This window comes from Streptomyces virginiae (genome assembly GCF_000720455.1).
Lineage (GTDB): Bacteria > Actinomycetota > Actinomycetes > Streptomycetales > Streptomycetaceae > Streptomyces > Streptomyces virginiae.
The window spans coordinates 20,751-43,209 of sequence record NZ_JOAK01000001.1 but is presented as its reverse complement, the minus strand read 5'-3'; the positions used below and the strand labels follow the sequence as shown (position 1 = coordinate 43,209).

Annotated in this window: 21 protein-coding genes and 4 tRNA genes; 12 read left to right on the top strand and 13 right to left on the bottom strand. The window is 71.2% G+C overall.

The window, feature by feature from the left end; all coding sequences use genetic code 11:
• The first annotated feature begins 85 nt into the window (after positions 1-85).
• Both IG86_RS0100225 and IG86_RS0100220 read left to right on the top strand, forming a co-directional pair.
• Positions 86-1,573, top strand: a complete 1,488-nt coding sequence (locus IG86_RS0100225; protein WP_030816838.1) for a N,N-dimethylformamidase beta subunit family domain-containing protein — start codon at positions 86-88, stop codon at positions 1,571-1,573.
• Between the two features lie 93 nt (positions 1,574-1,666).
• Positions 1,667-2,572 (top strand): phosphoribosylaminoimidazolesuccinocarboxamide synthase, encoded by a 906-nt coding sequence (locus tag IG86_RS0100220; protein ID WP_030816836.1) that lies wholly within the window; start codon positions 1,667-1,669, stop codon positions 2,570-2,572.
• A gap of 46 nt (positions 2,573-2,618) precedes the next feature.
• Here IG86_RS0100220 and IG86_RS0100215 read toward each other — a convergent pair.
• The 8 genes from IG86_RS0100215 to IG86_RS0100180 all read right to left on the bottom strand — a co-directional run bounded on the left by IG86_RS0100215 (position 2,619) and on the right by IG86_RS0100180 (position 7,056).
• Positions 2,619-2,691: transfer RNA gene (locus IG86_RS0100215), tRNA-Gly, on the bottom strand.
• Between the two features lie 22 nt (positions 2,692-2,713).
• Positions 2,714-3,325 carry a response regulator transcription factor gene (locus tag IG86_RS0100210; RefSeq protein ID WP_030816834.1) on the bottom strand — a complete coding sequence of 204 codons (612 nt, stop codon included), beginning with the start codon at positions 3,323-3,325 and terminating at the stop codon, positions 2,714-2,716.
• On the bottom strand, positions 3,322-4,560 hold the full coding sequence (locus tag IG86_RS0100205; protein ID WP_037847020.1) for a sensor histidine kinase: 1,239 nt from the start codon (positions 4,558-4,560) through the stop codon (positions 3,322-3,324). The genes IG86_RS0100210 and IG86_RS0100205 overlap by 4 nt, the downstream gene beginning before the upstream one ends.
• Before the next feature lie 22 nt (positions 4,561-4,582).
• A complete protein-coding gene (locus IG86_RS0100200; protein WP_030816830.1) occupies positions 4,583-5,347 on the bottom strand; it encodes an ABC transporter permease in 765 nt (254 codons plus the stop codon).
• The gene (locus IG86_RS0100195) at positions 5,344-6,288 is read right to left on the bottom strand and encodes an ABC transporter ATP-binding protein (protein ID WP_030816829.1); all 945 of its coding nucleotides are present in this window, start codon (positions 6,286-6,288) and stop codon (positions 5,344-5,346) included. Before IG86_RS0100195 ends, IG86_RS0100200 begins: the two co-directional genes overlap by 4 nt.
• A gap of 145 nt (positions 6,289-6,433) precedes the next feature.
• Positions 6,434-6,506, bottom strand: a tRNA-Gly gene (locus tag IG86_RS0100190).
• 72 nt (positions 6,507-6,578) lie between these two features.
• Positions 6,579-6,650, bottom strand: a tRNA-Gly gene (locus IG86_RS0100185).
• Positions 6,651-6,738: 88 nt separating this feature from the next.
• On the bottom strand, positions 6,739-7,056 hold the full coding sequence (locus IG86_RS0100180; RefSeq protein WP_030664618.1) for a histone-like nucleoid-structuring protein Lsr2: 318 nt from the start codon (positions 7,054-7,056) through the stop codon (positions 6,739-6,741).
• 320 nt (positions 7,057-7,376) lie between these two features.
• Between IG86_RS0100180 and purS the strand changes: the two genes are divergently transcribed.
• The 6 genes from purS (at position 7,377) to IG86_RS0100150 (ending at position 13,634) form a co-directional block, all read left to right on the top strand.
• Complete coding sequence (gene purS / locus IG86_RS0100175) at positions 7,377-7,628, top strand: phosphoribosylformylglycinamidine synthase subunit PurS (RefSeq protein WP_008740952.1); 252 nt, start codon at positions 7,377-7,379, stop codon at positions 7,626-7,628.
• A 2-nt stretch (positions 7,629-7,630) separates the two neighbouring features.
• Complete coding sequence (gene purQ / locus IG86_RS0100170; RefSeq protein ID WP_030664621.1) at positions 7,631-8,311, top strand: phosphoribosylformylglycinamidine synthase subunit PurQ; 681 nt, start codon at positions 7,631-7,633, stop codon at positions 8,309-8,311.
• A complete protein-coding gene (purL, locus tag IG86_RS38255; protein ID WP_037847016.1) occupies positions 8,308-10,557 on the top strand; it encodes a phosphoribosylformylglycinamidine synthase subunit PurL in 2,250 nt (749 codons plus the stop codon). Before purQ ends, purL begins: the two co-directional genes overlap by 4 nt.
• Positions 10,558-10,695: 138 nt before the next feature.
• Positions 10,696-11,967, top strand: coding sequence for a hypothetical protein (locus IG86_RS43845; RefSeq protein WP_051784895.1), 1,272 nt, complete (start codon positions 10,696-10,698; stop codon positions 11,965-11,967).
• A 17-nt stretch (positions 11,968-11,984) separates the two neighbouring features.
• A complete protein-coding gene (locus IG86_RS0100155) occupies positions 11,985-12,767 on the top strand; it encodes a maleylpyruvate isomerase family mycothiol-dependent enzyme (RefSeq protein WP_030893818.1) in 783 nt (260 codons plus the stop codon).
• 54 nt (positions 12,768-12,821) lie between these two features.
• Positions 12,822-13,634 carry an META domain-containing protein gene (locus tag IG86_RS0100150; RefSeq protein WP_030893815.1) on the top strand — a complete coding sequence of 271 codons (813 nt, stop codon included), beginning with the start codon at positions 12,822-12,824 and terminating at the stop codon, positions 13,632-13,634.
• Between the two features lie 48 nt (positions 13,635-13,682).
• Here IG86_RS0100150 and IG86_RS0100145 read toward each other — a convergent pair whose 3' ends face one another.
• Both IG86_RS0100145 and IG86_RS45265 read right to left on the bottom strand, forming a co-directional pair.
• On the bottom strand, positions 13,683-15,107 hold the full coding sequence (locus IG86_RS0100145) for a sulfatase-like hydrolase/transferase (protein ID WP_030816824.1): 1,425 nt from the start codon (positions 15,105-15,107) through the stop codon (positions 13,683-13,685).
• A gap of 116 nt (positions 15,108-15,223) precedes the next feature.
• Positions 15,224-15,319 (bottom strand): putative leader peptide, encoded by a 96-nt coding sequence (locus IG86_RS45265; protein ID WP_324610353.1) that lies wholly within the window; start codon positions 15,317-15,319, stop codon positions 15,224-15,226.
• A gap of 148 nt (positions 15,320-15,467) precedes the next feature.
• On the opposite strand from IG86_RS45265, the gene purF reads away from it, so the two are divergent.
• Both purF and purM read left to right on the top strand, forming a co-directional pair.
• A complete protein-coding gene (gene purF / locus IG86_RS0100140; RefSeq protein WP_030816822.1) occupies positions 15,468-16,985 on the top strand; it encodes an amidophosphoribosyltransferase in 1,518 nt (505 codons plus the stop codon).
• Between the two features lie 91 nt (positions 16,986-17,076).
• Positions 17,077-18,147: a phosphoribosylformylglycinamidine cyclo-ligase gene (purM, locus tag IG86_RS0100135; protein WP_030816820.1), complete on the top strand. Its 1,071-nt coding sequence runs from the start codon at positions 17,077-17,079 to the stop codon at positions 18,145-18,147.
• A gap of 79 nt (positions 18,148-18,226) precedes the next feature.
• Here the strand turns inward: purM and IG86_RS0100130 are convergent, their stop codons facing one another.
• Complete coding sequence (locus IG86_RS0100130; RefSeq protein ID WP_030026161.1) at positions 18,227-18,490, bottom strand: DUF3073 domain-containing protein; 264 nt, start codon at positions 18,488-18,490, stop codon at positions 18,227-18,229.
• A 280-nt stretch (positions 18,491-18,770) separates the two neighbouring features.
• Entirely contained in the window at positions 18,771-19,889 is a 1,119-nt protein-coding gene (locus IG86_RS0100125) for a Leu/Phe/Val dehydrogenase (protein WP_030664648.1), read from the bottom strand.
• Between the two features lie 192 nt (positions 19,890-20,081).
• On the opposite strand from IG86_RS0100125, the gene IG86_RS0100120 reads away from it, so the two are divergent.
• Positions 20,082-20,936 carry a DUF8083 family protein gene (locus IG86_RS0100120; protein ID WP_244305754.1) on the top strand — a complete coding sequence of 285 codons (855 nt, stop codon included), beginning with the start codon at positions 20,082-20,084 and terminating at the stop codon, positions 20,934-20,936.
• A gap of 568 nt (positions 20,937-21,504) precedes the next feature.
• Complete coding sequence (gene bldC, locus IG86_RS0100115) at positions 21,505-21,711, top strand: developmental transcriptional regulator BldC (RefSeq protein WP_003949541.1); 207 nt, start codon at positions 21,505-21,507, stop codon at positions 21,709-21,711.
• Positions 21,712-22,364: 653 nt separating this feature from the next.
• On the opposite strand, the gene IG86_RS0100110 is transcribed toward bldC, so the two are convergent.
• Positions 22,365-22,438, bottom strand: a tRNA-Asp gene (locus tag IG86_RS0100110).
• Positions 22,439-22,459 lie beyond the last annotated feature (21 nt).

Genomic DNA, 22,459 nt, shown 5'->3' with positions numbered 1-22,459 from the left:
GTCCGAGAAGTGCCGCACCGGCGCAACGCGCGCCACGCACCGAGGCGATGCACGCCGGCCGGGGGAGCGAGGGAGGGGAGCGGTCATGGGTACGGACCAGATCCGGCGTTGGGAGTCGGGTGCGCTCGCGCACGCGGTGAACGACCCCTTCGGACAGGGCCCCCTGCCCTGGTTCCGGGGCAGCGAGCTCTACTTCGACGACACCGGCCAGGTCGTCCCCTGGTACGTGGACCCGGCCGCCGCGGCAGCCGGCACCGGCCAGATCCCCCGGGCCCGCGGCAACGGCGGCCCCCGCACGGCCGACGACGTGCACCGCCAGATCAAGGGCTTCGCCTCCACCGGCGCCGTCGCCCCGGGCGAGGCCATCGACTTCCACATCACCGTCGACCCGCCCCAGCAGTTCTCCGTCGACGTGTACCGGATCGGCCACTACGGCGGCGACGGCGCCTCGAAGATCACCACCAGCCCCCGCCTCTCCGGCATCGTCCAGCCCGCCCCCCTCGCCGCGGACCGCACCGTCTCCTGCCACCACTGGTGGCTCTCCTGGCGCCTGCAGGTCCCGTCCTACTGGAGCGTCGGGGCGTACGTCGCGGTCCTGACCACCGCCGACGGCTACCGCTCCCACATCCCCTTCACGGTCCGCGACGACCACCCGGCCGACCTCCTGCTCCTGCTCCCCGACATCACCTGGCAGGCGTACAACCTCTACCCGGAGGACGGCCGGACCGGCGCCAGCCTCTATCACGCCTGGGACGAGTCGGGCCGGCTCCTCGGCGAGCAGGACGCGGCCGTCACCGTCTCCTTCGACCGGCCCTACGCGGGCGCCGGCCTGCCCCTCCACGTCGGCCACGCCTACGACTTCATCCGCTGGGCCGAGCGCTACGGCTACGACATCGCCTACGCCGACACCCGCGACCTGCACGCCGGCCGCGTCGACCCCACCCGCTACCGCGGCCTGGTCTTCCCCGGCCACGACGAATACTGGTCGGCCCCGATGCGCCGGACCGTCGAACGCGCCCGCAACCACGGCACCTCGCTCGTCTTCCTCTCCGCGAACACGATGTACTGGCAGGTCGAGCTGGCCCCGTCGCCCTCCGGGGTCGACGACCGGCTGCTCACCTGCCGAAAACGCCGCGGACCGGGCCGCCCCAGCCTCTGGCGCGAGGTCGACCGCCCGGAGCAGCAGCTGCTCGGCATCCAGTACGCGGGCCGGGTCCCCGACCCGGCGCCGCTGATCGTGCGCAACGCCACGCACTGGCTGTGGGACGCCACCGGCGCCGGCGAGAACGACGAGCTGCCGGGCCTGGTCGCGGGCGAGGCCGACCGGTACTTCCCGCGCACGCAGCTGCCCGAGCACCAGGACCGGATCCTGCTCGCGCACTCCCCGTACCTCGACAGCGAGGGCCAGCGCCGCCATCAGGAGACCTCCCTCTACCGGGCGCCCAGCGGGGCGCTGGTCTTCGCCTCCGGCACGTTCGCCTGGTCCCCGGCCCTCGACCGCCCCGGCCACGTCGACGAACGCGTGCAGCGGGCCACGGCCAATCTCCTCGACCGGATCTGCAAGCGCGACTGACACGGCCCGCGCCCGGCGCACCCCTGTCGCCGGCAGGGGGCGCCGGTGCGCGAGAATCGGTGTGCGCTTCATACAGAACCACAGGGAGACCCCGTGTCCGGATTCGTCGAAAAGCCCGAGCCGGTTCAGGTTCCGGGCCTCGTCCACCTCCACACCGGCAAGGTGCGCGACCTCTACCAGGACGAGGACGGCCGCCTCGTCATGGTCGCCAGCGACCGTATGTCCGCCTTCGACTGGGTCCTGCCCACCGAGATCCCGGACAAGGGCCGCGTGCTGACCCAGCTCTCCCTGTGGTGGTTCGACCAGCTCGCGGACCTCGTCCCGAACCACGTCATCTCCACCGAGCTGCCCGCCGGTGCTCCCGCCGACTGGGCCGGCCGCACGCTGATCTGCAAGAACCTCGACATGGTCCCGGTCGAGTGCGTGGCCCGCGGCTACCTCACCGGCTCCGGCCTCGCCGAGTACAACCAGACCCGCACGGTCTGCGGACTGGGCCTGCCCGAGGGCCTCGTGGACGGCTCCGAGCTGCCCGGCCCGATCTTCACCCCGGCGGCCAAGGCCGAGGTCGGCGAGCACGACGAGAACGTCTCCTACGAGGAGGTCGCGCGCACCACCGGTGTCGAGACGGCCGCGCTGCTGCGCCAGACCACCCTCGCCGTGTACTCCCGGGCCCGGGACATCGCCCGTGAGCGCGGGATCATCCTGGCCGACACCAAGTTCGAGTTCGGCTTCGACCCGAAGGACCGCACGCTGGTCGCCGCGGACGAGGTGCTGACCCCGGACTCCTCCCGCTTCTGGCCGGCCGACCAGTGGGAGCCGGGCCGCTCGCAGCCCTCCTTCGACAAGCAGTACGTCCGCGACTGGCTGGCGTCCGCGGCCTCCGGCTGGGACCCGAAGGGCGAACTCCCGCCGCCGGCCCTCCCGACCCAGGTCGTCGCGCAGACCCGCGCGAAGTACATCGAGGCGTACGAGCGCCTGACCGGCCTGGACTGGGTGTAGGAACGAGAGAAGCCCCGGTCCGAGGACCGGGGCTTCTTCCCTACAGAGCGGACAACGCGACTCGAACGCGCGACATCCACCTTGGCAAGGTGGTGCTCTACCAACTGAGCTATGTCCGCAGGCGCCGTAAGGCGAGACCTACTATACCCAACCTCGCTCCCGTGCGAGACGCACTGCGGTGTGCCGGTTCTCGGCACCCAGCTTCGTGGCCGCCGAGGACAGGTAGTTGCGGACGGTCCCCTGAGAGAGCGAGGCCCGCTCCGCGATCTCCGCGATCGGCGCGCCGTCACCCGCCAGCTCCAGTACCTCGGCCTCCCGGGCGGTCAGCGGGGAGTCCCCCGCGCTGATCGCGTCGGCCGCCAACTCCGGGTCCACGTAACGGCCTCCGGCGTGCACGGTCCGGATCAGTTCGGCCAGCCGCTGCGCCGAGACCGTCTTCGGGGCGAAGGCCCGCACCCCCGCGGCCAGGGCCCGCTTCAGGTGCCCGGGGCGGCCGTGACTGGTCACGATCATGGTCTTGCAGTCGGGGAGTTCGGCGCGCAGCGTTGTGGCGACGCTCACACCGTCCGCCCCCGGCATCTGCAGGTCCAGCACCGCCACGTCCGGCCGGTGCGCCCGTGCCATGGCCAGCGCCTCGGGGCCCGAGGCCGCCTCCGCGACGACGAGCAGGTCGTCCTCCAGCGCGAGGAGCGCGGCCAGCGCCCCGCGGATCAGGTGTTCGTCGTCGGCGAGCAGTACGCGTACGGGGCTCACGCCCGCACCTCCAGTTCTTCCAGTCGTCGGCCCGGGATCTGCGCCCGCAGCCGGAACCGGCCGTCGCCGACCAGCCCGGCCTGCAGCGTCCCGTCCAGTGCGGCGAGCCGTTCGCGCAGCCCGGCCAGGCCCGAGCCGGGCGGTCCGGCGGGGGCTTCCGGTGCCCCGTCGTTCTCCACCACCAGCGTCACGGCTCCGCCCTCCAGGGCGGTCAGCCGGATCAGGCAGCGCTGTGCGTCCCCGTGCCGCAGTACGTTCGTCGTGGCCTCGCGGACCACCCAGCCGAGCGCCGACTGCACCTCGGCGGGCAGTTCGGGTCCGGCGCCGAAGTCGACGCGGCAGTCCATCCCGGCCGCGCTGAGCACCCCGCGCGCACCCTCCAGCTCCACCGCGAGGTCCGCCTCCCGGTAGCCCCGCACCACGTCCCGTACCTCCCGCTGGGACTCCTGGGCGATCCGCTGGACCTCGATCATCTGCTCCACGGCCTCCGGCCGTTCGCGGCGGGCCAGCTGCACCGCCAGCTCGCTCTTGAGGGCGATGACCGCCAGGTTGCGGCCCATCACGTCGTGCAGGTCACGGCCGAAGCGCAGCCGCTCCTCCGCCACCGCGAGGCGGGCCTGGACCTCGCGCGAGCGGTCCAGCTCGTAGACGGTGGTCAACAGCCAGGCCGAGAACCCGCAGGTGGCGCCGAAGAACAGGCTGCCCAGCAGCACGCCGACGGCGTACCCGAGCGCCTTCGTGGCCGGCATGCCCACGGCCAGGACGGCCAGCCCCGTCGCGACCGCCGCCGCCGACGGGACGAACCACATGCGCTTGACCGACCGCAGGCACAGCACCAGGGATCCGGAGGCGAACCAGGTCAGGCCCGCCACCAGCGTCGGCGCCACCGCCGGTTCCCAGATGTGGCCGGTCACCCGGAGGACCAGTACCCCCAGGGCGCACGCGGCCGTCACGGCGGCCGTCGTCACCGCCAGCCGGGTGGGGCGCTCGCGCCGCCCCACCACCCAGTGCAGCGCCTTGGACGTGAGCACCCCGCACAGGACCGCGTGGGCGCACAGCAGCAGGAAGAGCGACAACGGCACCACGTAGGAGGACTTCCCGGCCGCGGAGGCCACGGGGGCCACCCCGAACGAGGTGATCTCCAGGAGCACGAAGAGGTGGAACGACCCCCGCGTGTACAGCTCGACCTTCCCCGCACTGCTGCGGTTCTTCCACCACCCCGTCAACTTCGGCACTGGGCCCGTCCCCCGACTCGTTCTAGCGACGCGGTTCCCAGCGGAACCACCGCTGGACAGCAAACACGCTGATCACGATCCAGGCCAGCGTGGTGAGCCCGGCTCCCAGCAGGTCCCCGCCCGCCGCGCCGCCGCTCCAGCCGGCCCGTACGAGCGTCATCACACCGCTCAGCGGCAGCAGTTCGCACACCCGGGCGACCGCGTCCGGCAGGGAGTCCACCGGTGCGAACATCCCCGAGCCGAGCACGCTCACCAGGAACAGCGGCAGCGTGGTGAGTCCCGCCGTCTCCACGGTGCGGGTGAAGGAGCTGGTCACCGCGGACAGCGCGGCGAGCAGCAGGACGCCGGCCAGGACGGCCACCAGGATCAGCAGCGGGTTCCGCGGCACCGCCACGTCCAGGACGGCGGCCCCGGCGACGGCGAGGACGGCGATCTGCGCGAGGGCCAGAGCGGCGGCGGGCAGCGCGGTCCCGGACAGGATCTCCACGTCGCTCGCCTCGCCGGTCCGCAGCCGCTTCAGGACGAGTTCCTCGCGGCGCGCGACGTAGGAGGAGACCAGGTTCATGTGGACGACGAGGAGCAGCACCATGCCGATCCCGCCGGTCAGGGTGGCCTCGCCGACCGTCTGCGCGCCCTCGGAGTCGCCGAGGGAGGAGCGCAGGATGAACACCATCATCAGCGGCATCAGCAGGGCCAGGGTGAGCGTGGCCCGGTTGCGCACCAGCAGGGTGAGTTCGGAGCGGCCGAGTGCGGTGATCCGGCCGGCGTTCAGGGTGAGCGTGTTCATCGGGTCCCCGCCATCGTGTCCTCGGTACGGTCGCCGGCGCCGCGGCGGCTGTGGGCGATCTCCAGGAAGGCCTCCTCCAGGGAGGCGGACCGGGCGTCGAGCCCGGCCAGTTCCACGCCGGTCTCCCGGGCCCAGCCGAGCAGCTCGGTCAGGTCCGCCTGGAGGCGCTGGGTACGGATCTCCACGCGCTGGCCTGAGGCCGCCGCCCGCAGCGTCAGCGGGAGCCGGGCCGCGGGCACCCCGGCGGGCAGGGTGAAACGGATCCGGGCCGGCCGGGTGGCGGTCACCTCGGCCGGGGTGCCGGACAGGACGAGCTCGCCGTCGTGGAGGATCGCGAGGCGGTCCGCGAGCTCCTCGGCCTCCTCCAGGTAGTGCGTGGTCAGCAGCACCGTGGTGCCCTGTTCCCGCAGCTCGCGGACGAGGGCCCAGGTGTCCCGGCGCCCTTCGGGGTCCATGCCGGTGGTGGGCTCGTCCAGGAAGAGCACCTCGGGCCGGCCGAGCAGGGCCAGTGCCAGGTCCAGGCGGCGCCGTTCACCGCCGGACAGCTGCTTCACGCGTACGGAGGACCGTGCCGTCAGGCCGACCAGCTGCAGCACCTCGGCCGCCGGGCGGGCACCGGTGGTGACGCCGCCCCACATCCGCACGGTCTCGGTGACCGACAGGTCGGAGGGGAACCCGCCCTCCTGGAGCATGACCCCGGTGCGCGGCCGGACCTCGGCCCGCCGGGCGTACGGGTCGAGGCCGAAGACGCGGACCTGCCCGCCGCTCGGCGCGGCCAGTCCCTCCAGCAGTTCGACGGTGGAGGTCTTGCCGGCGCCGTTGGTGCCGAGCAGGGCGAAGACCTCGCCCCGTGCCACGGAGAAGGAGACGCCCCGTACGGCCTCGAATCCCCCGGAGTAGCCGCGGCGCAGGTCCCGCGCTTCGATCACGCTGTCAGTCATGACTCCAGCGTCGCGGCGCCCGGAGCGGGTCGGCAGTGCGCGCTGTCATGGCCGGCGATGACATTTGTCAGGAGGCCCGGCGGGCAGGACGAGGGGAAATACGAAGAAGGCCCCGATCGTAATGATCGGGGCCTTCTGCTCACAGAGCGGACGACGCGACTCGAACGCGCGACATCCACCTTGGCAAGGTGGTGCTCTACCAACTGAGCTACGTCCGCAAGCAGTGCACTGCCGGGGCAGTACGTGCATCACTGTACCCGATCCACCGGAGTGGTCGGAAAGTCATGCAGAGCGGGTGACAGGAATCGCACACTGCGCCTTCCCTCTGGAAGAGGGATGTTCTGCTACTGAACTACACCCGCACGACCTCGGAGGCTCTGACCTGCGGCCTCGCCCCTCGGCGTGATCCACACATTAGCCGAAGGGAGGGGGTGGATGGCAAATCGGCCCTCAGTGGGCCGCGTTGTAGGCCTCGTAGATCTTCTTGGGGATGCGGCCCCGCGGCGGCACGTCGTGCTGGTTGGACCGGGCCCACGCGCGGACGACCGCCGGGTCGGGGGCGACCGAGGTGTGCTTGAAGGTCTTCCCCGAGCGCGACTGGCGGCGGCCGGCGGCCACGAACGGCTCCAGGCTCTTCCGCAGTTTCTTTGCGTTGGCCACATTGAGGTCGATCTCGTACGACTTACCGTCCAGGGCGAACATGACCGTTTCCGCCGCTTCTCCGCCATCGATGTCGTCGGAGAGCGTGACCACTACGCGCTGCGCCACGGATATCGGTCCCTTCGTGCGACGCCGCCAGCTGCTGACGTGCGGCGATGTCGCCTGTTCGGATGTTTTGGGGCAATGCAACTTTGGGCCGGAATCCCGGTTGATTCCTTTGTACCTCGATTCCCATTGCATTGCGAAGCTCAGTTAATTCTCTCCGCGTGTCCCGCCGCAATGCCGGGTACGTGGTTTTCCTGGGGATTTTGCGAAGCGTTGGTGAAGCCGAAACGGCGCGGTGATCAAGGCCGTCCGATATCTACCCGCGTAGAAATTTCGGCCGGGTACGCTGATGGAACCGCCTTGCACCAACCACCTCATCGGGAGTGCCAGTGGCACGCGTCGTAGTCGACGTCATGCTCAAGCCGGAGATCCTCGACCCCCAGGGCCAGGCGGTGCAGCGTGCACTGCCGCGCCTGGGCTTCGAGGGCATCGCCGACGTCCGTCAGGGGAAGCGCTTCGAACTGGAAGTGGAGGGACCGGTCGACCAGGCCGCCCTCGACCGCATCCACAAGATGGCCGAAACGTTCCTCGCCAACACCGTCATCGAAGACTTCACCGTGAAGGTCGAGGCCTGACGGTGACCACTCGCATCGGTGTCGTCACGTTCCCCGGAACGCTCGACGACCGTGACTCGCTGCGCGCCGTCCGCCTCGCGGGGGCCGAGCCGGTCTCGCTCTGGCACCGCGACAAGGACCTGCACCAGGTCGACGCGGTCGTCCTCGCGGGCGGCTTCTCCTACGGGGACTACCTGCGCGCCGGAGCCATCTCCCGCTTCTCGCCGGTGATGGAGACCATCATCGAGCAGGCCAGGGGCGGCATGCCCGTCCTCGGCATCTGCAACGGCTTCCAGGTCCTCACCGAGGCCCACCTGCTGCCGGGGGCGATGCTCCGCAACAACCACCTGCACTTCATCTGCCGCGACCAGAAGCTGCGGGTGGAGAACGCGGAGACCGCGTGGACCGGCGACTACACCGCCGGCCAGGAGATCTCCGTACCGCTCAAGAACATGGACGGCCGGTACGTCGCCGACGAGCGCACGCTCGACGAACTGGAGGCCGAGGGCCGAGTGGCCTTCCGCTACCTGGACATGAACCCGAACGGGTCGCTCCGCGACATCGCCGGGATCACCAACGCCCAGGGCAACGTCGTCGGCCTCATGCCGCACCCCGAGCACGCGGTCGAGCCGCTGATCGGAACCGGCGGCACCGACGGCCTCCCGTTCTTCACGTCGGTCCTGAAGAAGCTGGTCAGCGCATGAGCCTCGACACCGTCAAGAACGCCACCGAAACCCCGGACGCCTCCCAGCCCTGGAAGGAGCTCGGCCTCAAGGAGGACGAGTACGCCCGGATCCGGGAGATCCTCGGCCGCCGCCCGACCGGCGCCGAGCTCGCCATGTACTCGGTCATGTGGTCCGAACACTGCTCGTACAAGAGCAGCAAGGTCCACCTGAAGCAGTTCGGGGAGAAGGCCCCCCAGAACGACGCCATGCTCGTCGGCATCGGCGAGAACGCCGGCGTCGTCGACGTCGGCCAGGGCTACGCGGTCACCTTCAAGGTCGAGTCGCACAACCACCCGAGCTACATCGAGCCCTACCAGGGCGCGGCCACCGGCATCGGCGGCATCGTCCGCGACATCCTCGCCATGGGCGCCCGCCCGGTCGCCGTCGTCGACCCGCTGCGCTTCGGCGCGGCCGACCACCCCGACACCAAGCGCGTCCTGCCGGGCGTCGTCGCGGGCATCGGCGGCTACGGCAACTGCCTGGGCCTGCCCAACATCGGCGGCGAGGTCGTCTTCGACGCCTGCTACCAGGGCAACCCGCTCGTCAACGCCGGCTGCATCGGCGTCATGAAGCACGAGGACATCCACCTCGCCCAGGCCTCCGGCCCCGGCAACAAGGTCATCCTCTACGGCGCCCGCACGGGCGGCGACGGCATCGGAGGCGTGTCCGTGCTGGCCTCGGAGACGTTCGACGACTCCAAGCCGACCAAGCGCCCCGCCGTCCAGGTCGGCGACCCCTTCCAGGAGAAGCTCCTCATCGAGTGCACCCTGGAGATCTTCAAGGAGAAGCTGGTCGCGGGCATCCAGGACCTCGGCGGCGCCGGCCTGTCCTGCGCCACCTCCGAGCTGGCCTCGGCCGGCTCCGGCGGCATGCGCGTCGAGCTCGACACCGTCCCGCTGCGCGATGCGACGCTCTCGCCCGAGGAAATCCTCATGAGCGAGTCGCAGGAGCGCATGTGCGCGATCGTCGAGCCGCAGCACGTCGACCGCTTCATGGAGATCTGCGAGAAGTGGGACGTCATCGCCACCGTCATCGGTGAGGTGACCGACGGCGAGCGCCTGGAGATCTTCTGGCACGGCGAGCAGATCGTGGACGTGCCCCCGGGCACCGTCGCCCACGAGGGCCCGGTCTACAACCGCCCCTACGCCCGCCCCGACTGGCAGGACGCGCTCCAGGCCGACGACGCGGGCAAGCTGCCCCGCCCGCAGACCTCCGAGGAGCTGCGCGCCCAGGTCCTGGCCCTGGTCTCCTCCCCGAACCAGGCCTCCAAGTCCTGGGTCACCGACCAGTACGACCGCTTCGTGCAGGGCAACACCGTCCTGGCGCAGCCCGAGGACGCGGGCATGGTCCGCATCGACGAGGAGTCCAACCTCGGCGTCGCCATGGCCACCGACGGCAACGGCCGCTACGCCAAGCTCGACCCGTACACGGGTGCGCAGCTGGCCCTGGCCGAGGCGTACCGCAACGTCGCCGCGACCGGCGCCAAGCCCCTGGCGATCTCCGACTGCCTGAACTTCGGCTCCCCCGAGGACCCGGGCGTCATGTGGCAGTTCGCCGAGGCCACCCGCGGTCTCGCGGACGGCTGCCTGGAGCTGGGCACCCCGGTGACCGGCGGCAACGTCTCGCTCTACAACCAGACCGGCGACGTCGCGATCCACCCGACCCCGGTCGTGGCCGTGCTCGGTGTGATCGACGACGTCAACCGCCGTACGCCGATGGCGTTCGCGGAGGCCGGCCAGCTGCTGTACCTGCTCGGCGACACCGCCGGGGAGTTCGGCGGCTCGGCGTGGTCGCAGGTCGTCCACGACCACCTCGGCGGGATGCCGCCGAAGGTGGACCTGGGCCGCGAGAAGCTGCTCGCCGAGATCCTGATCTCCGCCTCGCGCGACGGCATGATCGACGCCGCGCACGACCTGTCCGACGGCGGTGTCATCCAGGCGCTGACCGAGTCCTGCCTCAAGGGCGGCAACGGCGCCCGCGTCGTGGTCCCCGAGGGCCTGGACGCCTTCACGTTCCTCTTCTCCGAGTCCGCGGGCCGCGCCATCGTGGCCGTCCCGCGCAGCGAGGAGCTCCGCTTCACCGACATGTGCGGTGCGCGCGGCCTGCCGGTCGCCCGCATCGGTGTGGTGGACGGCGACGAGATCGAGATCCAGGGCGAGTTCAGCCTGCCCCTGGCCGAGCTCCGCGAGGCCCACGAGGCGACGATCCCGGCCCTGCTGGCCTGATCGACGGCGAGAACACGACCGGGGCCCCGCACGGATTTCCGTGCGGGCCCCGGCCTTGGCCGCCCGGCCAACCGGCCGTAGCGATTCCGTGGCACGACGGCCGTACCCGCCCGGAGAAGCGCTCCCCATACTGACCGCGTGAGCATCGTCAAGAACCTGCCGGACGCCGCGATACCCGACGGCGGCGCCCCTCACTGGCACGTCAAGGACGCCCGGCGCTGGCTCGACGCACGCGTTCCGGCCGCCTTCGCCCCGGTCACCGTCGGCTGGATCCTCGCGCCGCTGGTGCTCCTCTCCCTCGTCCTCCTCGCCTGGAGCGCCTCCGAGACCCCGGAACACGGCACCTCGTGGGCCGGATACGCGCCGGCCGTGCTCCTGGTGTCCCTTCCCGCCTGGTACCGGTTCCTGCCCGCCGCCACCCTCCTGTCCACCCCCGTGATCGCTGCGGACTCCGTGCGGAACCTCTACGCCCTCGACCCCGCCGAGGGCCCCGGGCCGGTCGGCGGCGTGCTGGTGCTCGCCCTCTGCGCCTGGGCGTTCGCCGGGTCCGTGCTCCGGCTGCGCTCGCGGCGGCGGCAGCGCGAGCTGTTCCTCGCCGCCGCCGGTGACACCCGCGCGGTGATTCCCGAGGACCTGCCGGACGGCCACCGCCGCCGCGGGCGAGGGCTCCTCGTCAGCGGGGCGGCGCTGTGCCTCGCCGCCGCCGCCCTGCTGGTGTGGGTCCTCACGCAGGACCTCGCGGCGAGCCCGCGGGACCCCTTCGACGGGACGGGCCCGCAGGTCCTGGCCATGATCCTGCTCGTCCCCGGCGTCCCGCTGCTCGGCCGCGGCCTCGCGGCGCGCCGCGCCGCCCGCACGCTGCACGACGGCCCGCAGCCGGTGATGCGCGTCGGGGTGCGCAAGGTGCTCCTCGGTCCCGGCTGGCTGGTGGCCGACGCCGAGACCACCACGGCCCCGCCGCTGATCGCGTTCCGGGACCGCTTCGACGACGGCTACCGCAGCCGTCCCGCCCAGACCCTCCTCGGGGGTGCGGAGAGCCGGCTGCGGGCCGACCACCACGACATCGACCCGAGCTCCGAGCCCTACGAGGCGCTCCTGTACGGGGTGCCCCGCGAGGGGGCCGAGGTGCTCCTGCGGTACGCCGTCTACCACGGCGACAGCACGATCACCGACGCCGTCCGCGCCGTGCCGCTGATGCCCTTCCGCCGGCACCGCCTGCGGTCGTGGCGGCCGGCGGGCACCTCGTACACCCTCCAGCGGCGGGCGGAGGAGGACAAGCGCAGGCAGCGCGCGGCGGAGCGGTCGAGCAGCTCGGGGAGTTCCTGCGGCTCCTCCGGCGGCTGCGGCTCCGGCGGCTGCTCCAGCAGTTGCGGCAGCAGCTGCGGTGGCGGCTGCGGAGGCGGCGACTGATCGGGCAGACTCCCGGCATGGCACCCAAGACCCGCAGGTACGACGACGCAAAGATCAGGGCGGCCGTGACCGCACAGTTCGACCATGTCGCACGGGCCGTGGGGGAGTTGGGCCCCGAGCAGCTGGCGGGCCCCAGCGGGCTCGGGGACTGGACCGTCGCCGACCTCGCCGCGCACATCGCGTGGATCGCGGACTCGCTGGCCGCGGGCCTGGCGCGGCCGCCCGCCGCCGTCCCCGAACTGACCGCCGTCGAATGGCCCTTCGCCACCGCCTCCCTCGCCGGGAAGATCTCCGAGGCGGCCCGGGAGACCCTGACCGGCGCGCCCCTGCCCGAGCTGTACGACCGGGCGGCCACCGCCATGGCCCGGGAGCTCGCGGCGAACCCGGGCGGCCGCGTGCTCCAGCTGTGGATCGGGGACATGACCCTGGCCGACTTCCTGGTCACCCGGACCGTGGAACTGGTGGTCCACACCGACGACCTGAACCGGGCCGCCGGCCTGGACGTCCCGATCGAGCGGCAGGCGCTGGCCGCCTGTACCCGGCTGCTCGCCGACTCCCTGGCCCTGCGGGCCCCGGGCGGGTCGGTCGAGGTACGCATCCCGCCCTTCGCGGTGGTCCAGTGCATCGAGGGCCCGCGCCACACCCGCGGCACCCCGCCGAACGTGGTGGAGACCGACCCGCTGACCTGGATCCGGCTCGCGACCGGCCGTACGGACTGGGCCGCGGCGCTCGACGGGGCCCACGTACGGGCCGGCGGCGAGCGGGCCGACCTGTCGGCGCTGCTCCCCCTGATGAGCTGAGCGGGGGCCGCGAACGTGAGGGAACCGACCGCTCGGCGCGTTCGTCCCAGGGGCATGCGTACCCTCCGGCACGTCCACATCCCCGCGGGGCTGGCCCTCGTACTCGCGCTCGCGGCGGCCGGCTGCGGCCAGGACGGGCAGGGCGCCGGCTCGGGAGCGGTGCTCCCCGACCCCGTGGGCCGCTGGTCCGTCGAGTCCCTGACCACGGGCGGCCGCACCCTGCACGCCCCCGAAACGGCCCGTCTCGACATCGGCGAGAACCAGGCCAAGGGCAACTACGGCTGCAACGGCTTCACGGCGGCCCTGTCCTTCGCGGGCACCTCCGCGGTGACCGTGACCCCCGGCGCCACGACCACCAGGGCCTGCGCGGACATGGAGTTCGAGACGGCCTTCGCCAAGCTGTTCACCGGACGGCTGACCATCGACCGGGGGCCCGACCGGCTCACCCTGAAGACGGCCGACGGGAGCACGATCGCCATGACCTCGCAGCCCGCCGTCCCGGACGCACCGCTGACCACGGTCGAGTGGACCGTGCAGTCCCTGATCAGCGGCGAGTCGGTGTCCTCGCTGCCCGCCGGGGCCGCCGGCACGGCCCGGTTCACCGTCGCCGCCGACCTGTCGGTGAGCGGGACCCTCGGCTGCAACCGGTTCAGCGCCCAGGTCACCCGCGACGGCGACCGGCTCACCTTCGGGCCGCTCACCACCACGCGGATGGCGTGCGACGGCCCGGCGGGCGAGGTCGAGCAGAAGCTGACCGACCTGCTCGCGAGCGGCCCCCTCGTCTCCAGGATCGAGGGCCGCCGGCTGACCCTCACCGCCGCGGACGGCAAGGGCCTGATCGCCGAGGCGCCGTCCGACGCCGAATAGCGCGGACGGTCGGGGTCTGCGGGGGATCAAGGCCGCAGAGCCACGACCTTAGGCCGGGTAGGGCAGCAGGCCCGCGTCCACGGCCTCCCAGGCGGCGCGCAGCTCCGCCAGCCGGGCCGGTTCCACGGCGGCCTTGTCGGCCTGTTCGCGGATGTCCCCGGCCAGGTTGAACAGCTGGTCGCGGCCCGTCTTGCCGCGGTAGTACTTCCAGTCCCCGCGGCGCAGTGCCCGCTCTCCGCGGACCCGCCAGAACAGGTCCCGCTGGGCGACCTTCTCGCCGCGCAGCAGGTATCCGGCCAGGCTCACGCCGTCCAGGGGGTAGGCCGGGTGCGGGCGGGCGCCGGCGAGCTCCAGCAGGGTCGCGGTCCAGTCCGGGCTGAACACCGGCACGTGGCTGACCTGCCCGCCGTCCAGCCGGGCCGGCCAGCGCACGATGTTCGGGACCCGGATGCCGCCCTCCTGGAGGGAGGCCTTGTTGCCCGACAGCGGCCAGTTGTAGGAGAACCGCTCCCCGCCGTTGTCGCTGGAGAACACCACGACGGTGTGCTCCTCCTGGCCGGAGCGCTTGAGGGCCCCCAGGACCTCGCCGACCGACCGGTCGAGGTCCTCGACCATCTGCTTGTACTTCTCGACCGAACCGCCGTCCTGGTGCCACAGGGCGCGCCCGTCGCCCGCCTTGATCCGCCGGACGATCTCGGCGCTCTGCGCGGTGTCCCCGTCGGCGATCCACGGCCAGTGCGGGGTGGTGAAGTTCAGGTTCAGCAGCCAGGGCTTGCCGTGGTGGTCGCGGGAGACGTACTCGCTCGCCCGCTCGGTGATGATCCGCGTGTAGTAGCGCAGGTCCTTGTACTCGGCGTCGCCCTCGTAGAGGTCGTACTCGCCGCCCAGGCCCAGCTTGGAGTAGTACTCCAGGGCCCCGCCGAAGTTGCCGAAGAACTCGTCCCAGCCGGACTTCGTCGGGCTGTAGTCGGGCAGGTAGCCGGCGTGCCACTTGCCGATCAGGGCGGTCGCGTAGCCGGAGGCCTTCAGTAGCGAGGCCAGGGTGGGGTGGGTGGGCTCCAGCCCCGCGGACTTGTCGGCGATCGGCTCGGCCAGCCCGCCCCTGGTCCGGGCCGGGTAGCGGCCGGTGTAGAGGCTGAAGCGGGTCGGCGAGCAGGTCGCGGAGCCCGAGTAGGCGTCGGTGAAGCGGACGCCCTGGCGGGCGAGCCGGTCCAGGTTCGGGGTCTCGATGTGCGGGGAGCCGTAGGCGGAGAGATCGGCCCAGCCCAGGTCGTCCCCCAGGATGAACAGGACGTTCGGCCGGCGTGACGGGCGGCTCCGGGAGGCCCGGAACTCCCGCTCCGCGGGGCCCGCCTGCCGGTCCTCGGCGGCCTGGGCGGGGGCGGCGCCCAGGCCCACGGCGGCGGCGGCCGCGGTCACGCCGACGGCGCCCGTGAAGGCACGCCGGGACAGCTCGTTCTCGTACGAAGACACAGGTACTCCAAGGCACGGTCCACCGGCCGGCTCCGGGCGGGGCGCGGGACGGCGCGCGGCACGGCGGAGCAGGGCGGGGCGGAACGGAAAGGGGAAGAGGAGAGGAAGAGTTGTGACTACGCGCAGCAGCGACAGATGGCGCTCGCGACACGGACCAGGTCCACGTGCCGGCGCTCGACGAGGGTGACGGTGCGGTCACCGAGAGGCTGCATGGACCGAGAGCCTGTACGAATGGCTTCGTAGATGTCAACAAGGTGATCCGAATACCGAGACGGAGGCGTCCCGTCACCCTCTGTGCTGTGACATTTCCCGGCCGTCCCCAATTCGGACCAGTGGTCGATCTCGCCTACACTCGGAAGCGTGCCTCGTGGTGATGGACGACTCAACCACGACCTGCTCCCCGGCGAAAAGGGCCCCCAGGACGCTTGCGGCGTCTTCGGTGTCTGGGCTCCGGGTGAAGAGGTCGCCAAGCTCACCTACTTCGGACTGTATGCGCTGCAGCACCGTGGACAAGAGTCCGCGGGAATCGCTGTGAGCAACGGTTCCCAGATCCTCGTCTTCAAGGACATGGGCCTCGTTTCCCAGGTCTTCGACGAAACCTCCCTCGGTTCGCTCCAAGGTCATATCGCGGTCGGTCACGCCCGCTATTCGACCACCGGCGCATCCGTGTGGGAGAACGCGCAGCCCACTTTCCGCGCGACCGCCCACGGCTCCCTGGCCCTGGGTCACAACGGCAACCTGGTGAACACCGCCGAGCTCGCCGAGATGGTCGCCGACCTCCCCCGTCAGGACGGCCGTGCCACCCAGGTGGCCGCCACCAACGACACCGACCTGGTCACGGCCCTGCTGGCCGGCCAGGTGGACGAAGACGGCAAGCCCCTGACCATCGAGGAGTCGGCCGCCAAGGTCCTCCCGCAGGTCAAGGGAGCCTTCTCGCTGGTGTTCATGGACGAGGGAACCCTCTACACCGCCCGTGACCCGCAGGGCATCCGCCCGCTGGTCCTCGGCCGCCTGGAGCGCGGCTGGGTGGTCGCGAGCGAGACCGCCGCCCTCGACATCTGCGGCGCCAGCTTCGTCCGCGAGGTCGAGCCGGGCGAGCTCATCGCGATCGACGAGAACGGCCTGCGCACCTCCCGATTCGCGGAAGCGAAGCCCAAGGGCTGTGTCTTCGAGTACGTCTACCTGGCGCGCCCGGACACCGACATCGCCGGCCGGAACGTCTACCTCTCGCGTGTCGAGATGGGCCGGCGCCTGGCCAAGGAAGCCCCCGTCGAGGCCGACCTGGTGATAGCGACGCCGGAATCCGGCACGCCCGCCGCGGTCGGATACGCCGAGGCCAGCGGGATTCCGTACGGCTCGGGCCTGGTCAAGAACGCCTACGTCGGCCGGACCTTCATCCAGCCGTCGCAGACGATCCGCCAGCTCGGCATCCGCCTGAAGCTCAACCCCCTCAAGGAAGTCATCCGGGGCAAGCGCCTGGTGGTCGTGGACGACTCGATCGTCCGCGGCAACACCCAGCGCGCACTGGTCAAGATGCTCCGCGAGGCCGGCGCGGCCGAGGTCCACATCCGGATCTCCTCACCGCCGGTGAAGTGGCCGTGCTTCTTCGGCATCGACTTCGCCACCCGGGCCGAGCTCATCGCCAACGGCATGACGGTCGACGAGATCGCCACGTCCCTGGGCGCGGACTCCCTCTCCTACATCTCGCTCGACTCGATGATCGAGGCGACGACGATCCAGAAGCCCAACCTCTGCCGTGCCTGCTTCGACGGCGAGTACCCGATGGAGCTCCCCGACCCGCAGCTCCTCGGCAAGCAGCTCCTGGAGACCGAGCTCGCGGGCGGTACGGACGCCGCCGACGCACTCCGTCGCCCGTAGCCCTGGCTCAACCTGCGCCGGGCCCTGTCTTTGAGGCTTCTCCCAGGGCCCGGCACCACACGCAGTAACGACACGAAAGCTCTCTCCTGTCATGACAGAGAAGACCACCGGTGCCAGCTACGCAGCCGCAGGCGTGGACATCGAAGCGGGCGACCGCGCCGTCGAGCTGATGAAGGAGTGGGTGAAGAAGACGCAGCGCCCCGAGGTCCTCGGCGGCCTCGGCGGCTTCGCCGGCCTCTTCGACGCCTCCGCCCTCAAGCGCTACGAGCGCCCCCTGCTCGCCTCCGCCACCGACGGGGTCGGCACCAAGGTGGACATCGCCCGCCAGCTGGGCGTGTACGACACCATCGGCCACGACCTGGTCGCGATGGTCATGGACGACATCGTCGTCTGCGGCGCCGAGCCGCTCTTCATGACCGACTACATCTGCGTCGGCAAGGTGCACCCCGAGCGTGTCGCCGCCATCGTCAAGGGCATCGCCGAGGGCTGTGTCCTCGCCGGCTGCGCCCTGGTGGGCGGCGAGACCGCCGAGCACCCCGGCCTGCTGGGCCCGGACGACTTCGACGTGGCGGGTGCCGGAACGGGCGTCGTCGAGTACGACCGCCTGCTCGGCGCGGATCGCATCCGTACGGGTGACGCCGTCATCGCGATGGCTTCGTCCGGCCTTCACTCGAACGGGTACTCGCTGGTCCGTCACGTCCTCTTCGACCGTGCCGGCATGTCGCTCGACGGCCACGTGGAGGAGCTCGGCCGGACCCTCGGCGAGGAGCTGCTCGAACCCACCAAGATCTATTCGCTGGACTGCATGGCCCTCACCCGAACGGCCGAGGTGCACGCCTACTCGCACATCACCGGCGGCGGCCTCGCGGCGAACCTGGCCCGGGTCATCCCGGACCACCTGCACGCCACGGTCGACCGTTCGACCTGGACCCCCGGCGCGATCTTCGACCTGGTCGGCAAGGCCGGACAGGTGGAGCAGCTGGAGCTGGAGAAGACCCTGAACATGGGCGTCGGCATGATGGCCGTCGTGCCCGCCGAGTCCGTGGACGTGGCACTGACCGCGCTGGCCGACCGGGGCGTCGACGCCTGGGTCGCGGGCGAGATCCTGGACCGCGGCGACCGCACCGAGGGCGCGACCCTCACCGGTTCCTACGCGAGCTGAGCAGCACTGAAACCCGGCCCGGGGCTATGCCCTGGACCGGGTTTCAGTCTTTGCCGTGTCGTGCAGACGCCTCAGGGCGTCAAGCGCCGCGACGCTGTGTCGACGGACCGGACTCGTCGTCCTCGTCGTCGTCATCGCTGTTGTAGAGATCCGCGTACCTGGCGTACGGGTCGTCGTCGTCATCCAGCTCGTCATCGACTTCGACCGGCTCGCTGATCTGCAGCGGCTCTGTCGGCGATGCGCCCAGCTCATTGGCCAGACGCGAGAGGTCAGTCCCGCCGCTGTTGTACTTCAGCTGGCGGGCGACCTTTGTCTGCTTGGCCTTGGCCCGGCCGCGCCCCATGGCTCGACCCCCTCGGTGACGGGGCTCGACGGCCCCAGAGTCTGACACGCGTTCATGGTTCGGAGCGGACTCTCCGCGGAGAGACCGTCCGTAGGGGTTTAACGGTACCTGCTTCCGCGGCCATACGGTACGCCGCCCGCATGACGCGCCCCGGTGCAGAACCAACAAGGCGCCCCGTCCTCGCTGGTCAGCTGCGATTTTAACCCTTTCCTGGCGGGCGACCCGCCGAAGTGCAGTGAGTTCCGTCTCGCCGCACCCCGGCGGGCCTCGCGAGGGGCCCTTAGGAGGCCGTCACCGGGAGGGTCCGGCGGCCGTCGGCCATGCGCTGTTCGGCGATCCGGTCGGCCGCGGCAGCCGGCGGGATGCCGTCCGCCTTCGCACGCGCGAAGATCTCCAGTGTGGTGTCGAAGATCTTCGTGGCCTGCACCTTGCACCGGTCGAAGTCGAAGCCGTGCAGCTCGTCGGCGACCTGGATGACCCCGCCCGCGTTGACCACGTAGTCCGGCGCGTAGAGGATGCCGCGGTCCGCGAGGTCCTTCTCGATGCCCGGGTGGGCGAGCTGGTTGTTGGCCGCGCCGCACACGATGGTGGCGGTGAGGGCCGGGACCGTCTCGTCGTTCAGGGCGCCGCCGAGCGCACACGGGGCGTAGATGTCCAGGCCCTCGACGCGGATCAGGGCGTCCGTGTCGGCGACCGCGGTGACCTTGCCCGGGTGCTTGTCGAGGATGCGCTGCACCGACTCCTGGCGGACGTCGGTGATGACGACCTCGGCGCCGTCCTCCAGCAGGTGCTCCACGAGGTAGTGGCCGACCTTGCCGACGCCCGCGACGCCGACCTTGCGGCCGCGCAGGGTCGGGTCGCCCCACAGGTGCTGCGCGCTGGCGCGCATGCCCTGGAAGACGCCGTAGGCGGTGAGCACCGAGGAGTCGCCGGCGCCGCCGTTCTCGGGGGAGCGGCCGGTGGCCCAGCGGGTCTCACGGGCGACGACGTCCATGTCGGCGACGAAGGTGCCGACGTCGCAGGCGGTCACGTAGCGGCCGCCGAGAGACTCGACGAACCGGCCGTAGGCCTCCAGGAGTTCCTCGGTCTTGATGACGTCGGGGTCACCGATGATCACGGCCTTGCCGCCGCCGAGGCCGAGACCGGCCATGGCGTTCTTGTAGGACATGCCGCGCGAGAGGTTGAGCGCGTCGCGCACGGCCTCCTCGTCCGAGGCGTAGGCGTGGAAACGCGTACCACCGAGGGCAGGGCCCAGGGCGGTGGAGTGGATCGCGATGACGGCTTTCAGGCCGGTGGCTCGGTCCTGGCACAGCACGACTTGCTCGTGGCCGCCCTGCTCCGTGCGGAACAGGGTGTGCAGGACGCCGTCGGTCATTTCGGTCACGGTGGTGACTCCCATGGAAGAGATGCGGCGGGAAGACGCCCCCCTGCGGGTGGGGGAGGGCGCGCTGGGAGCAGCGTAAGACCTCTAGGCCGGATGGGGGTGACCTGTCCGGGGATCGAAACACTCCTGGAGTACGGGAGCGGCCCCGGGCCCGGCGCCGGGCGGTCCGGAGGTGAACCGGGCCCCTGAAGGGGGGAGTACGAGAGGGTGACCGAATCCTCCGATCCCCTGCTGCCCTCCGCGCGCTCGGCGCCGGCCGTCCCGTACGCCTCCTACCTGCGCGTCTACGAACCCCTGGCCGCTTTCGCGGAGCCGGAGCGCACGCACTGGGCGCAGTACGCCCGGCGCGGGACGGCCCCGACCGCCCAGGACGAACTGCGCCGGTCGCTGGCGGACTTGGTGCGGGTCCCGCTGGTGGGGGTGCCGGTGCACGAGAGCGCCGACGCGTTCACCGCGCAGGTGGACGGGGTGCTGCTGGTCTGCCCGTGGCGCACCCGGCTGCGCGGCTGGCTGGCGCTGGAGGAGCTGGTCGACCAGTTCCCACGCCCGGTGCTGGACGCGGCGCTCCCGCCCGTGGCCCGCCGGCGGGCCACCGAGGAGTACGAGCGCTGGCGCGAGCGGAACCCGGACGCGCGCCCGTGGATCCGTACGGGGGTGTGGCAGATCCCGCTGCGCTGGTTCGTGCTGGTGGCGGACGAGGAGCGGGAGTACGTGCCGGGGGAACTGCTGCGCTACCGGACGCCGATGGTGCAGGCGCGCCGGCGCCTCGCCCGGGCGCTGAGGACGCTGCGCGACGCGGAGGGGTACGGGATGCTCGCCGAGGGCCTGGTCGAGGTGGGGAGCTGGCTGGAGGAGTTCCACCCGCGGTCGATGGTCGAGCTGGACTACGGCGGGCTGGTGCACGCCCTGCCCGCGGACCGGCTGGCGGCCGACCACTCGGCGGGGGACCTCGCGGCGGGTATCGCGGCCCTGCGGGCGGGGGACGCCGAGGGCGCGGCGGGCACGTACACGGGGCTGGCGGAGCGGTGGAGGGCGGTCCGGGAGCGGCTTTTCGCGAATTAGGCCGAAAGTAGCCGGTGTGGCTGGTTTCACCTTTTGGGAGTCCGTACGTACCGTCGCGTATCGGTCGTTCGGTCAAAACTGGCTGATCAGAGCGCTGATCGTGGCATTTGGGACGTAGTACCAGGACCTACGTCCCGATACGGGCCATTGGCCCAAGCGTGACGGACCGCACTAACCACACCCTTGCGCCCTTCCCCTACCCTCGTGCCAAAATAGGACAAGGAGTCCGGGGAGGGTTCCTTCCGCCCAACTAAGGGCGGAATGCTCGGCATTGCACTCTACGGGGGGTCTGACGACTCCTGATCGCTCTGTGACTGATCGTCACAGTGGGGTGACTGTCCGTTATGGGACGGTCCATCGGGCTTCCGCCGCTGATGAACACCTCGGAGGGCAATTCCGTCGGTTTGGCCGTCGAGGCTGGACGGATGGTGTAGTTGTAGTGCCGAGGACAAGCCGTTCGTCCTATAACCGACTCGGCCCGCGTATGTCCATTTCGGGCAACGCGGGCCAAGGTGCAGAATTTAGAGGAAAGAACCGAGATGGTTCGGTTCTCCCGAGGAGGCCGCTCATGACCGCTCGCACCCCTGATGCCGAGCCGCTGCTGACCCCGGCTGAGGTTGCCACGATGTTCCGCGTGGACCCGAAGACGGTCACCCGCTGGGCCAAGGCTGGCAAGCTCACGTCCATCCGCACCCTGGGTGGACACCGCCGGTACCGCGAGGCCGAGGTCCGCGCACTGCTGGCGGGAATTCCGCAGCAGCGCAGCGAGGCCTGAGGTCGCGTAAACACCCCGCTTTAACGGGTCGCTGTCGGGTCCCCCAATCCGATGAAAACCCACATTGCTTCATACGACCCGACCTGCCCCAACAGGTTCTCGGGTCGTTCGATCGCGCTGGACTCCGCCGGGTCCAGCGCGATCTTTTTTATGCCCAGGTCAGGGGCGTGCCGAAGGCCGGCCGGGATACCTGACGGGGTAGGTACCATTGCACATATTAAATCGAGCGCGCGTATGGATGCGATAAAAGTGTGAGTCCGAAAAACTCATGCGGTGACACCCGTCACAGATGATCACTCTTGTACATCCGGCAATGCACCCCGTAAAGGGGAAGTGGCTCGCGGTGGGCATCATGCGAACGGGGGATTGTCGGCGGGAGCGGGGCCGGGAGCGGGACCGGAGCGCGGCGGGAGGGCTGCTCCGGGCCGCCGTCGGGGTCCCACGCGACAGCCGGTCGCCGGGAGCGGGGGAAAGGGGGCCGCACGAGGGCGCCCGCAGGCGCGCGGGCGGAGCTTTGCGCGGAGCCGGGGCGGAGTTCGGGCGGCGGGCGGTCGGCAGTCGGGCACTCGGGGTCCCAACCCGGCCCGGGCGGTCGCGCCCGCCAACGCGTCAGGGCCCGTGTCCCCTGGGGGATACGGGCCCTGACGTTGTTGCGATCCTGACGGGACTTGAACCCGCGACCTCCACCTTGACAGGGTGGCGAGCTAACCAACTGCTCCACAGGACCTTGATTCGCGGCCGCTCTGCG